This is a genomic window from Frigoribacterium sp. CFBP 13712 (assembly GCF_014842255.1).
Lineage (GTDB): Bacteria > Actinomycetota > Actinomycetes > Actinomycetales > Microbacteriaceae > Frigoribacterium.
Genome location: NZ_JACYVH010000006.1, coordinates 106,496 through 119,035, shown reverse-complemented (window position 1 = coordinate 119,035; position 12,540 = coordinate 106,496). Strand labels below are relative to the sequence as shown.

The following is a 12,540-nucleotide window of genomic DNA, read 5'->3' as shown; positions in this document are numbered from 1 at the left end:
GGCGGCCCAGTCCCCCAGACCCCGACACCCCGCCCAGCAGTCCCCGCTGCACCCCACCCACATCATCGCAGCGAACGCCGGCTCACGCTCACGCTAGCGAGTGCGCCAGACCGCGCCACGCCGCCCGCTCACCCCACTACAGCCGAAGCCTCCACCTCCACCCGAACCCCCGGCTCGAACAGGATCTCCACCCCGATCAGCGACGCCGGAGGCATCGGCGACGGGATCCCCAACTCCCCCGCCACGGCGAGCACCCCGGCCATGAACGAGTCCATCTGATCCACCGACCACTCGGTGACGAAGAACCGCAGCCGAGTCACGTCCGCGAACGATGCGCCCGCCCCGGCCAGCCCCACCGCGGTGTTCCGCAGCGCCAGGGCCACCTGCCCCGCGAGATCCGCCGGAACCCCGTCCGCACCATGAGCCACCTGCCCCGCGACCTCGACGAACCGGGACCCGGTGGCGACCGAGACGTGGTGGTACGGGGTAGGAGCGAGCATCCCCGCGGGGCTGCTGAGCTGAACGGTCATGTCATCCTCTCGAGGCCGCCGCGCTGGAGGCCGTCGCACGACTGTCTACGGGACGACCCCAGGGCACTTCAACGAAAGGAGGTGGCATGCACGACACCGATGGGGCCGTCATCACGCCCGAGCACCGTGAGCTGTTGGGCGAGCTCCTCGACCGCTGGTCGCTGCACATAATCGACGAGCTCTGTGAGGGCCCGCGGCGTTTCAACGACCTGAGGCGTGCAGTGCCCGACGTCACCCCCAAGTCGCTGACGACGACCCTCCGCCGTCTGGAGCGCAACGGAATGGTCGAGCGAGCCGTCCTCACCACCCGCCCCGTGGCCGTCGAGTACCGCCTCACCCCTCTGGCCCACTCCGTCCAGAACCTCATCGACGCCCTCTACCACTGGACCACCACCAGCCTCCCCGCCGTCACAGCCGCCCGAACAACCTTCGACGCCCCCGAAACCCTCTAACTCAGGAGGCGCGGGTCGGCCAAGACGGCGCATGTCGCCTCCCTCAGGAGGCGGTGGTCACGGCGGCCCTGGGTGTCGGACTCGCCGAGAAGGGCAGGCAGAGGTCCATTCTCGCCCGAGCCGGGGCGGATGACGAGGCCTTCGATCTAGCGGTCTGCGAGGCAACCAGGATCAATTGTCATGTCGGGGCCGGTGACCTAGTTCTCGGATTCGAGCTCGCGAAACAGGGTGCTCAGGTCGGTCTTGACGGAGTCGGGGCAGCAGTACGGGATCTCGGTCGTTGGGACGTCGACGTTGCGGATGCATCCGGCGATTCTCGGGAGGAAGCGTTAGAGGTTGCGCTCGTGGATGTCCCGGAAGCAGTCGGCGTCGGGCCAGTCGGAACGGGGTCGGCACGAAAGGCTGCCAACGCCACGGGGGTGTAGCCGTTCCTGGCCCCGTTAGAAACTGTCTGGTTCCAAGTATTACGGGGCCAAGCCGCCACCCGCGTCAAGCTGCCACTCGATGGATGCTCAAGTTAGTAGACTCAGCGCGAAGCAAGGACTGCTTGCAAGCTCTAGTGGGGGTAGCAATTTGAATGGCGAAACACCGCTTACAAAAAACGAGTTAGCGGAACGCTTCTCGGACACAACCTGGCAAGATGACCTATTCGACTTGTTGTCACTCGTTAGTCTTCTTCGCGACGCGATAATTCATGCTGACTATAAAGTCTCACCCGAACTGAGTAGTGCAATCGTCTTGACCGAGGCAGGAAAAGGGGTTCGCCAGGCGCTCATTACCCGGGAAAAGGTTAATCCGCGCGAAGCGCAAGTCCTGACACTTTTGGCCATGATGCATGTAGAACCTCTTGTAGATGTCTCAGCGACTGTCCATGGCAATTTAGCGGCAGTGATTTCTGATGAGATCGCATCGGGCCTGCTCAGCTATCCATTCATCTTCGGAAAAGAACTTTACTTACGCTGCGCGGAACTCTTTTCGGAAGAAAGAGAGTATTTGACACATGATGAAACCGTCTCTCTGCTCGAGAACTCAGACAAAGGCGTCTTTCATGCAGGTCCGTATCTAGTTGGCCCTTACGGGGCCAAGCGTACTGACTTCAGGAGGAGTGTTGCTCCGCGGACTTTCATCCCACTTCAGCATTGCGCAGATCACGCGTGCGCAGCCGTACACGGCGTGCAACTCGCTACGAGCATGGCACCCGAAGTAAACCGCAAGCGCACCGCTCTCGACAAAATCCTCAGTTCCGTGTCGGTGGATGCGTCGGACTGGAATGGTTACTTCCGCGATCTGCTCGATGACCGTAAACAGCCGATACAAGCTGAGAGTCTTTCCACCGTTGTCCACTTGATCGGTGACGCGCTGGGGGACGATGAGCTGCGTTCCTTCCTCGCCTATGCAATGAATAGTACTGACGGTCGACTGCGGAGCCAGGCCTTGTCTTGGGGTTTACCGCGCAAGATTATGTCTTACGTCGACGAGATGAGTCGCGCTCAGGTCATGCATCTGTTGCTGACAGAGACGAATGTTTCCCTCACATCGTTGCTGGACGCTTGCATCAGGGACGGAAAAATTACGATGCCTGAGGGGGAGATACGTTATGCCAAAGTCAACGCACGTGTTACCTCTGGGATGTGGCATCAGAGCGCTCAGATGAGCCACCTCGGCGTGCGCTTTGTCTCGAATGACCCCCAACTGCCGCTACTCAGGTTGACGGCACTAGCTCGTTCCCTTTTCGACATCGATTCGGCTACCGACATGGAGGACCTGGCGTGGACCCTCCGCGAGAGTCCTGGTCAAACTGCGCAGGAGCGTCTGGAGTCGTTCCTCAAGTCAGCACCTCCAGAGGATGTGGTTCGGACCCTGTTCTTCGCGCGACGCTCGACGGTGGAAAGGGTTCGGGAAGAACTTCGAGTGGCCGACGATTTGTCAGACGAGGAAATGATCAAGGTCATTCTCTGGCGTCTTGGTTTGCCACCATCGGCTCCGCGAGACACGAGAATTCATTACTGGCAAGAACACGACGAGCTCGAAACGCTTGTCCGTACCGCTTCCGTTGGGGCATCCGTCGCAGAGTCCGACATTCGAGCACGTTCTAGCAACTACTTTGTAGCCCTTGAAGAGCACCTCTTCGATTCACTCGTCTACAGTACTTGGGCCCTCACAAACGACCATTTTATCGACGCCCAACCATATGTTTATGCAAAGTCGCGTGCCGAGGCAGTCGCTTTTAGCATACTTTCTGGCGACAACGACAGCGGCGACGGCGACGGCGACGGCGACGGTAACAGCGATGGCGATGGCGATGGCGATGGCGATGGCGAAACGAATTACGTCCTCCAGCGTGAATCGAGTTTGTCGTCACTCGTGGCAGGCTATTCTCGACTGGCCAAGGTTCTTGAGGGCTATCGCTCGCAAGAGGCCTCTTTTCGGCGTAGTGAAGATGAAAAACCACTGTATGTCGGGCGCACGAAATTGCAGGTGTTTCCCTTCAACCACACGGTTCCGTTTCTTGACTTGACGCCAGAGTCGCAGGTCAAGTTGATGGAAGTCTTTGCTCAGGTCGGTGCTGATTTAAACGACTCTGGAATCATGACTGCCCGAAATGGTCTTCTCCACGCGAAGCAAAAGGTGCCCTCTCTTTCAGAATTGACAATGGCGCTCCAGAAAGCGCGAGCTGCGTTAAGTCAGCTGGAGAGCATTGGGGGCGCGCGTTCGACCTTCGAGCTGGGACAGTCAACGATGGATAGGTGGGGTAACTCAACGACGACTTTTTTGGGTGATCGCCGGGAGATAATCTTTACATCCCCATCTCCATACGAGTGGCTTCGTCTTCCGAGTCTTGGCCGGGATCAATACATTTTTGTGGGTGCGGTCTTTGCCGCCCCCGGAGAAGTGTTGCGATTTCTTCGCGGCTTCGAGTCTGAGTACGACGAGTACTGGCGTTCGTTTCCCATTCGCCCTCAGCGGGGGCGGAGAACCGTAGCAGGAGAGACTGAGGAAGTTACATCGCTTATTGAGACAGATTCATTCGCAGCCGCACGTGCGTAGCGACTCTGCGCCGTAGTGACAGCCAGTCCGTTGGGCGAGTCGTGGGGCAGGAGAACCACATCGAGTTCACATCCGTTAATCAGAACACCTCAGTTGCCGGGTGGGTGTGCTCGTCATCCTCGCGCACAGGACGGGCGACGAGGTCGGCGAAAGACTCACAGTTAGTGGGCCGTAGGTCCATACTTAGCGTCGAACTCGGTGTAGGAATCGGCCTCGCTTGACATAGATTTGATCTGCAGTCGCAACTTTGTCTCGAATCCCCCTCCGGGATGGAACTGCTGTCAGTTTCGTTGACTCGTCTTATATAGGGTTTTCAGGCCGCCTGAGCGGCGTGTGAGTTGATGGTCTCGAACTCGATCGGGGTGAGCCGACCGAGCCTTCGTTGCCGCCTGCGGCGGTGGTAGGTCCTGCGGCGAGTGCCACCGCTGCCTGTTCAGCACGTCTTTCTGCAGCAGCGAAAACGACGACTCGACCGCGGCGTTGTTGGCGCAAGCACCGACTCGGCCCATCCCGCCGGTGATCACGAGTTCCCTGAGTTGCTATATAGGCCTCCTCGACCGGAACTGGGATCCTCAGTTTCAGTGCAACCTGGTTCCGACTGGTGCGCCGAGAGCGACTGCATTGCGGCGCGCTGCAACGGCCAGCCTGGCAGTCATCCGCGAGTCGAATACCCAACAATTCGGCTCGAGCAGACGTCCTTAATCGGGCAGAAGTGAAGCTGGCCCTCATCGGCCCCGTGCTCGGTAGTGTCCGTCAGCCACAGCCGGTTCTCCGTCGTGATGGTGAAGTCGCGGAGCACGAAGTCGTCGTGGGCTGGAGCCGAGCGAAGCATTCCAAGTGGGACGCGACCGATTCGAGTTAATGCGTGTTGACGCCACTTGTCGCAATACGACAGGGTGTTAGGAATGCCCAACATCAACTTGCAGAGCGCTTCTGCCACCGACTCAGCCCTGAAGATCTTCGTCGACCAGCCAGTCCGTCCGGACGGGCGGCCCCTTGGCCTCGGGTACCAGAAGTATGTGGACACTCTCGCCGCCGTAGTTCTGAACGGGGTGCCAGCCAGGTACACAGTCGGGATCTACGGGTCCTGGGGCGTCGGGAAGTCATCCATCTTGAATGCTCTAGCGAATAAATTGGAAAGCGACGACCAACCCGTTGCCATCTTCGATGCCTGGCGATATGCGAGGGACCCGAACGTTCTCGTGCCTCTGCTGCACGAAGTGGAAGAAGCCCTGGCGACCAAGAAGGGTCTGTTCTGGAAGTCCATCGGGCGTGGCATTCGGGCCATCACCGCTGGTATTGGCGTGCCCACGCCCATCCCAGGAGTATCTCTGGCGGACGTCAGCAATGCAGTGTCAGGCGCAGCGCAGGCGTGGCGCGAACCCGCAGAGCGCCGGCGCGCCGAGGTACCGCACTACCGACTGAAAGAGATCGGGGACGAGCTAAGTGAAGAGCAGAGGCGGATCATCGTTCTTATCGATGACCTTGACCGGTGCCCTCCGGGAACGATCGTTGGGATCTTGGAGGCAATTCACGTCTTGACTGACGTCCAGGGGTTCGTGTTCGTGATGGCTCTGGACTATGAGGTTTTGATTGATGCCATCAAAGACCAGTACCCGTCGGCCAATGCCCCTGAATTTATCGAGAAAATCATTCAAATTCCCTTCTCAATTCCTGAAGCAGAACGCAGTGCCGTCGTGATTGACGATGTAATTGCTGGCTGGGAAGGCGTCATCGGCCTAAATGCTGCGGAAGCGGAAACTTTTAAGACGGTTGTTCATCTCGCCCTTCGAACGAATCCTCGTCAGGTGAAGCGACTTGTGAACTCGATGCTCGTCGCTCAGCACATCATGGGAGACGCTTCTGGAGGCCAAGGGGACAAATCGATCTTGCTTGCTGTCATCGGTATGCAACTCCGATGGCCCGATGCTTTCAAGGCAACCTACCGCGCTCTATCGTGGGACCCAGACAGCGGATTTCTATCCGACTACGACTTCCTAAACACTCTGCGTGGCGATGAAGATCTTGCGGAGTACATGGACGCCGTCCTCCCCGAAACGCTCACCCGAGATGATGTGTTTGCGGCTATGAAGTATTCGCAGACGACCGCATCTAACCAGTCAGAAGCCGATTCGGGTGACGACTCCGGTCCCGAGTCGGGCGACGAACTCTTCACGCTGGGCGATGAAAACATGGCCATCTTCGAGCGAATTCGGGAGCAGCTCGTGAATCTAGGTGCCAAAGCTGTGACACGAAAGCAATACATTGTTTTCCGACTCGGATCCAAGGTGTTTCTTCGTGTCGATTCTCAGGCGCGGCGGCAGGGGCTTCGCCTTTCTTATCCGGACTTTATGACGCCAGAGCTGACAGATCAGCCGGTATTTCGTGGGGCACCACCTCGTCTAGGGACAAATTTCGCTCGCTCGTTACAGGTGACGGAGGAGAACGAGTCTTTCGCTATGCAGTACGCCGTGCGCGCGCTCGAGGATGCGAACAAGAGCCTGGCGGCGGGCAGCGCCGTGGCGAGGCAAGCGCCTGCTCCGCAATAGGTCGGACGGGCCAACGCCCCCTAGGTCAAGCGAACCAGCGGCACGGCACCGCCTGGACCCCGGCCGGCTCTCGTGACTAGCGACATTCGATCGATGCTGTCCGCTCGCGAACTGTTTCTAATTTGACGGCTTCATCGCTGTGGAGAATCCTGGTGTGAATGCGGAGACCCGTCAGCGGCGATCAATCGCAGCATTGGCCCGAGCGAAGGCAAAGACACCAACCCATCCGATTCATTCCAATTCGCGAGAAGTACGACCTCCGCTCCTTCGCCATTGTCATGGCGATGGTCGATCAACACGGGGCGCCGGCACCACTTTGACGATGCGGAAGGGCATCGTCAGGACAATGTCGGCGTCAACTCCGAGGCCCGCTTGCAGATGCTGTCCTGGGGCCCCGGCCACGAAGTTGGCCATCGGTGATTTGTGACGCAGTAGTTGCGGGCAGTTCACAAGAGTCGCGAACTAGCTGGGCATGTCCACGAACCGCGAGAACATCCCGTGGAACGCCACCGTGATCGTGTCCGTGGGACCGTTGCGGTGCTTGGCGACGATGAAGTCAGCCTCGCCCTGGCGGGGGTTGTCCTTCTCGTAGGCGGACTCGCGGTGCAGCAGGATGACCATGTCGGCGTCCTGCTCCAGCGAACCGGACTCTCGCAGGTCGCTGATCGCCGGCTTCTTGTCGGCACGCTGCTCAGGGCCACGGTTCAGCTGCGACAGCGCGATCACCGGCACCTGCAGCTCTTTCGCCATGAGCTTCAGCGCACGCGAGAACTCCGACACCTCCTGCTGACGGCTCTCGACGCGCTTACCCGACGTCATCAGCTGCAGGTAGTCGATCACCACGAGCTTCAGGTTGTGCTGCTGCTTCAACCGCCGGCACTTCGCTCGGATCTCGACCAGCGTCATGTTCGGGCTGTCGTCGATGAACAGCGGCGCATCGTTGATCCGCCCACGCACCTGCGCGATGTTCGTCCAGTCACGCGCATCCACCGTGCCCTTGCGCATGTTCTGCAGCGGCACACTCGACTCGGCCGACATCAGACGCATCGCGATCTCGCTTCGCCCCATCTCGAGCGAGAAGAACACCGACGCCTGACCGTGCTTGATCGACGCCGCCCGCGCCAGGTCGAGCGCCAACGTGGACTTACCGAGCGCCGGTCGCGCCGCCACGATGATCAGCTGTCCGGGGTGGAACCCGTTCGTCAACGCATCGAGCTGCGCGAACCCCGTCGGCACACCCGTCATCTGACCGTCACGACCCTTGGCCGCCTCGATCTCGTCGATCGCGACCGTCACGGCCTCGTTCAACGGCACGTAGTCTTCGGTCTGGACTCCCCCGGCCACGTTGTAGACCTCGGCCTGCGCGTTGTTGACCAGGTCGACGACCTCGCCCTCGCTGGCGTAACCCATCTGGACGATGCGCGTACCGGCCTCGACCAGACGGCGCAGCACCGCCTTCTCCGCCACGATCGACGCGTAGTACCCGGCGTTCGCCGCCGTCGGCACCACACCCGTCAGCGTGTGCAGGTACTCGGCCCCACCGGCACGCGACAGATCGCCCGACTTCATCAGCTCGTCGCTGACCGTGATGACATCGGTGGGCTCGCCGTGCGAGTACAGCCCGAGGATCGCGTCGTAGATGACCTCGTGCTTCGGCACGTAGAAGTCCATGCCGCGCACCGTCTCGATCACATCGGCGACGGCGTCCTTGCTCAGCAGCATGCCGCCGATCGTGCTCTGCTCGGCCAGCAGGTCGTGCGGCGGCACACGATCCATGCCCGAACCCATCGCGGGGCGATCGCGGTCACGCGGCGAATCGCTGGCGATACCGAGCTGGGCGAGCGACATGTGGCCTCCTGGCGAGAGCTGATCGGGCGCGTGCCGACGGGCACGAACGACACTCGGGACTGTTCTACAGCGGACCCCCGACATCGCTGCCCGAACCGCCGCGACCTATCCCCTACGAGCGCGTGTACACCATATGGACACCTAGTTCTCCACAGCAAACAAGCCTGTGGATAACTCTGGGGAGAACCCGTGCGAAACGCCGGAGGCGCTTGGGGAGAATTGTGGATCAACCTGTGGAGAAAGAGATACTTCACTGGCCAGAACCCCCTCTGACCTGGGTTTTCGATTTACTCACCCTGTGTGTAAAAACTAGTCTCAACCCTGGGTCGAGACTCCCGATTTGACAACGGCCTGTGCACAGAGAACTTGACAAGGAGGCGCGGTGACCGATACGGACTCGGCTCCCGTTCAGCTTCCGGTAACCCGGTCTCGACTCCCCCAGCCGCGCCTCCTCGGCCCCTCAGCAGCCCCTCAGCGCCCCGCTGCGCGCCCCGATTCAGTGAGACGCCCATGAACCGCGTTCGCGAAGAAGAACCTCGATAGAGCGCGGTTCATCTTCGCGAACGCGGTTCATGCCCCCACCACGACGAAAAGCGGCGCCCCTCCCGACAGGAGGGGCGCCGCTCGCCAGAGCTCAGAGAGCTACTTGGCCGAGACCACCGTGAGGGTGATCGTGGCGATGACGTCTTCGCGAAGACGCAGCGTGGCCTCGTGCTCACCGACGAGCTTGATGGCCGAGGGGATCTCGACCTTGCGCTTGTCGATGGTCGCGACGCCCTGCTTGGTGACCGCGTCGGCCACGTCGGCCGGACGGACCGAGCCGAACAGACGACCGTCGGCACCGGTCTTGACCGTGAGACGGATCTTCTGGGCCTCGAGGCGGGCCTTGAGGTCGTGGGCCTCTTCGATCGTCTTCAGCTCGCGGGTCTCGCGGGCCGTGCGGATCTGAGCGACCTGCTTCTCGCCACCACGCGACCACGCGACGGCGAAGCCCTGGGGGACGAGGTAGTTGCGGGCGTAGCCGTTCTTGACGTCGACGACGTCACCGGCCGAGCCGAGGCCGGAGACCTCGTGCGTGAGGATTACTTTCAAAGACATGCGTTCTCTCCTTCAGTCGGCGCTGATCAGCGGCCGGAGCCGGCGTAGGGGAGAAGCGCCATCTCGCGGGCGTTCTTCACGGCACGGGCGATGAGGCGCTGCTCCTGGACGGAGACGCCGGTGATGCGACGGGCGCGGATCTTTCCACGCTCCGAGATGAACTTGCGAAGGGTCGCGACGTCTTTGTAGTCGATGACGCCGACACGGATCGACTTCGCGGGAGCGGCGTTCTTGCCGCCCTTGCCGCGGAGGGGCTTGCGGCGGTCGCCGCTGCTCTTTCCAGCCATTGTGGTCTGCTTTCAGATGAGTAAGAAGAAGTACTGAGGTGAACGACGTGCCCTGAGGCAGGGTGCCTAGAAGGGCGTCTCGTCGTTGTAGGTGCCGCCGCCACCGGGGGTGTTCCACACGTCGCCCGAGGTGTTTCCACCCTGCGGAGCGGCTGCGGGCTGACCCCACGGCTCTTGCGCCTGACCGCCGCCGACCTGACCCTGCTGGCCCTGCTGGCCGCCGCCGCGGTTGCCCCCGAAGGAGCCTCCGGCAGCGCCGTCGCGGGACGAGGAGGCGCGGGTCACCTGAGCGGTCGCGTAACGCAGCGAGGGGCCGATCTCGTCGATCTCGAGCTCCATGCTGGTGCGCTTCTCGCCTTCCTTGGTCTCGTACGAGCGCTGCTTGAGCCGCCCCTGAGCCATGACCCGGCTGCCCTTGGTGAGGCTGCTGGCCACGTGCTCCGCGAACTCGCGCCAGACGCTGGCACGGAGGAAGAGCGCTTCGCCGTCCTTCCACTCGTTCGACGCGCGGTCGAACGTGCGGGGGGTCGACGCGATGGTGAAGTTCGCGACCGCGAGCCCGTTCTGCGTGTAACGCAGCTCGGGGTCACTGGTGAGGTTACCCACCACTGTGATGACGGTCTCGCCTGCCATCGGTTACTCGGAGGCCTTCGGTGCGGCCGGAGCAGCGGGCGCTGCCGGGGCAGCGGGCTTCTCGGACGACGCGGAGGCGACCGACGCGGCGGGAGCCGACGCGGAGGCCGGAGCAGCGGCGGGAGCCGACGCGGCGTTGGCGGCCTTGCGGGCGGCCTTCTCGTCGGAGACCTTCTTCGCGGCGGCGACCATCGCGATGGCCTCCTCGGCGCGGAGCACCTTGGTGCGCAGCACGGCCTCGGAGAGACCCAGCTGACGGTCGAGCTCGACCGTGGCGGCCGAGTTCGAGGTCATGTTGACGACGGCGTAGATGCCCTCGGTCTTCTTGTTGATCTCGTAGGCGAGACGACGACGACCCCAGATGTCGATGTTGTCGATCGTGCCACCGTCGTTGCGGATGACGTTGAGGAACTTGTCCAAGCTCGGGGCGACGGTGCGCTCATCGATCTCGGGGTCCAGGATGACCATCAGTTCGTACTGGTTCATGACTAACCCACCTCCTTCGGACTTAACGGTCACAGACGGTCTGTGACAGGAGGGTATTCATGGTCACGGGCACCGCATGGGTACACGCAACCTTGCAAGGGTAGCCGCTCGCGCCTCCTAGTTCAATGCCCCGTCGTCTCCGTCGCCCGGTTCGTCGCCCGCCGGGGGAGTCTCGAGCGCCGCGTTCGCCTCGCTCTGCGCGCGCGCCAGGGCGTCCTCGACGGAGATCCGCCCGGCGAACATCTCGTCGAAGATCGGCTCGATGATCGACTGGGTGCGACCGTAGATGTCGCTCGGCGCGGCGATGGTCGGCCCGTCGTCGATCACGTCGAAGAACGGCCGGACGTCGACGCCCTGCGCCGTCCAGTGGTCGTAGTACCCCTCCTGCGCGCCGAGCACGGCCGGCACGGCGGCGCCGTCGGCCCCGATGTGCTTCGCGCCGTCGGTCGAGCCGAGCCAGGCGAGCACCTTGGCGGTGTCGTCGCGGTGCGGCGACGCCGAGTTGCCGGCCGCCACGATGCCGTTCGTCACGCTCACGCGACCCTCGGGCCCGGCCGGCATCGGCGCGACGCCCCATTCGAAGTCGGCCCCGGCGGCCACGGGCGAGAGGCTGTACAGCCCCGACTGGAAGAGCGCCATCTTGCCGGCCGCGAACTGCTCGCGACTGAAGTCGGCGTCGTCGTTGGTCAATGCCGCAGGAGGCGCGACACGCGCCTGCTGCACGAGGTCGACCACGTACTGGAAGGCGACCCGCGCCTCCTCGGTGTCGAAGGCGAACGCAGTCATGTCGTCGTTCTCGAAGGCGCCGCCGGCCGAGGCCAGGTAGTCGTACCAGACGGCCTGCAGGTCGTTGCCGGCGTTGTAGCCGTACTGCACGGGGGTGCCGTCGTAGGCCGGGTCGTCGGCGGTGCGACCGGCGGCGTCGCGGGTCAGCTTCTTCAGCACGGGCAGCAGGGTGTCGCCCTCGCCGCCGCCGGCCACCCAGGTGAGATCGTCGAGCGCGGCCGGGTCGATGCCCGCCTGCTTCAGCAGATCGGCGTTGTAGTAGAGCGCGATGCCGCCGTCCGACAGCTGGGGCACGCCCCAGAGGTGGCCGTCGGCGGTCGTGAACTGGTCGACGACGGCGGGGGACCACGCGGCCCGCGACGATCGGGCCAGCGCGCGGTCGATGTCGAGCAGCGCGCCTGCGTCGGCGTAGGTCGTGTAGTTCGAGCTGTTCAACCAGAAGATGTCGTCGGCCTCGCCCGACTCGACGTCGTCGGCGAGAGTCGTGAAGTACTCGCCGTAGGGCACGACGTCGACCTCGATGTCGATGTCGGGGTTGTCGCGCTCGAACGTCGCGAACGACTTCTCGTAACCGGCTGCGACGGTCTCATCCCACACGCGGACGGTCACCGTGGTCTGATCCTCGTCGGGACCGGGACGCGACGGGCCGGAGTGACCCGAGTTCGCGAGACCGAACGCGGTGATGCCGAGGGCCGAGGCGGCGACGATCGCGACGCAGACGGACCCGGCGACGATCGCGGAGTTCAGAGGCTTGGACACCGATGCAGGCTACCCGCACCGCCGAGGAGGCGCGGGTCGGCCTGGCCAGGAGGCGCGGCCGGGT

9 protein-coding genes and 2 pseudogenes are annotated in these 12,540 nt (G+C 62.6%); 3 read left to right on the top strand and 8 right to left on the bottom strand.

Features of this window, described 5'->3' with window-relative positions; genetic code table 11:
- Positions 1-128: 128 nt before the first annotated feature.
- Positions 129-530 carry a RidA family protein gene (locus IFT51_RS11585; protein ID WP_192061229.1) on the bottom strand — a complete coding sequence of 134 codons (402 nt, stop codon included), beginning with the start codon at positions 528-530 and terminating at the stop codon, positions 129-131.
- A gap of 86 nt (positions 531-616) precedes the next feature.
- Here IFT51_RS11585 and IFT51_RS11580 point away from each other — a divergent pair, with 86 nt between their 5' ends.
- Together IFT51_RS11580 and IFT51_RS11575 are read left to right on the top strand one after the other, a co-directional pair.
- Entirely contained in the window at positions 617-982 is a 366-nt protein-coding gene (locus IFT51_RS11580; protein ID WP_192061228.1) for a helix-turn-helix domain-containing protein, read from the top strand.
- A gap of 504 nt (positions 983-1,486) precedes the next feature.
- Complete coding sequence (locus IFT51_RS11575) at positions 1,487-4,030, top strand: hypothetical protein (RefSeq protein ID WP_192061227.1); 2,544 nt, start codon at positions 1,487-1,489, stop codon at positions 4,028-4,030.
- A gap of 313 nt (positions 4,031-4,343) precedes the next feature.
- On the opposite strand, the pseudogene IFT51_RS15195 reads toward IFT51_RS11575, so the two are convergent.
- Positions 4,344-4,904: pseudogene (locus tag IFT51_RS15195) on the bottom strand (DDE-type integrase/transposase/recombinase); the annotation flags it as partial.
- 31 nt (positions 4,905-4,935) lie between these two features.
- Between IFT51_RS15195 and IFT51_RS11570 the strand changes: the two are divergent.
- Positions 4,936-6,579: a P-loop NTPase fold protein gene (locus tag IFT51_RS11570; RefSeq protein ID WP_192061226.1), complete on the top strand. Its 1,644-nt coding sequence runs from the start codon at positions 4,936-4,938 to the stop codon at positions 6,577-6,579.
- A gap of 462 nt (positions 6,580-7,041) precedes the next feature.
- Here the strand turns inward: IFT51_RS11570 and dnaB are convergent, their stop codons facing one another.
- From dnaB to IFT51_RS11540, 6 genes and pseudogenes are all read right to left on the bottom strand, one after another.
- Positions 7,042-8,427 carry a replicative DNA helicase gene (gene dnaB / locus IFT51_RS11565; protein WP_055798980.1) on the bottom strand — a complete coding sequence of 462 codons (1,386 nt, stop codon included), beginning with the start codon at positions 8,425-8,427 and terminating at the stop codon, positions 7,042-7,044.
- A gap of 642 nt (positions 8,428-9,069) precedes the next feature.
- Positions 9,070-9,525 carry a 50S ribosomal protein L9 gene (gene rplI, locus IFT51_RS11560; RefSeq protein WP_192061225.1) on the bottom strand — a complete coding sequence of 152 codons (456 nt, stop codon included), beginning with the start codon at positions 9,523-9,525 and terminating at the stop codon, positions 9,070-9,072.
- 26 nt (positions 9,526-9,551) lie between these two features.
- A complete protein-coding gene (gene rpsR / locus IFT51_RS11555) occupies positions 9,552-9,812 on the bottom strand; it encodes a 30S ribosomal protein S18 (RefSeq protein WP_043595327.1) in 261 nt (86 codons plus the stop codon).
- A 66-nt stretch (positions 9,813-9,878) separates the two neighbouring features.
- Positions 9,879-10,445: a single-stranded DNA-binding protein gene (locus IFT51_RS11550; protein WP_192061224.1), complete on the bottom strand. Its 567-nt coding sequence runs from the start codon at positions 10,443-10,445 to the stop codon at positions 9,879-9,881.
- A 123-nt stretch (positions 10,446-10,568) separates the two neighbouring features.
- A pseudogene (gene rpsF / locus IFT51_RS11545) lies at positions 10,569-10,931 on the bottom strand (30S ribosomal protein S6); the annotation flags it as partial.
- Between the two features lie 117 nt (positions 10,932-11,048).
- Positions 11,049-12,476: an extracellular solute-binding protein gene (locus IFT51_RS11540; protein ID WP_192061222.1), complete on the bottom strand. Its 1,428-nt coding sequence runs from the start codon at positions 12,474-12,476 to the stop codon at positions 11,049-11,051.
- Positions 12,477-12,540: the final 64 nt, after the last annotated feature.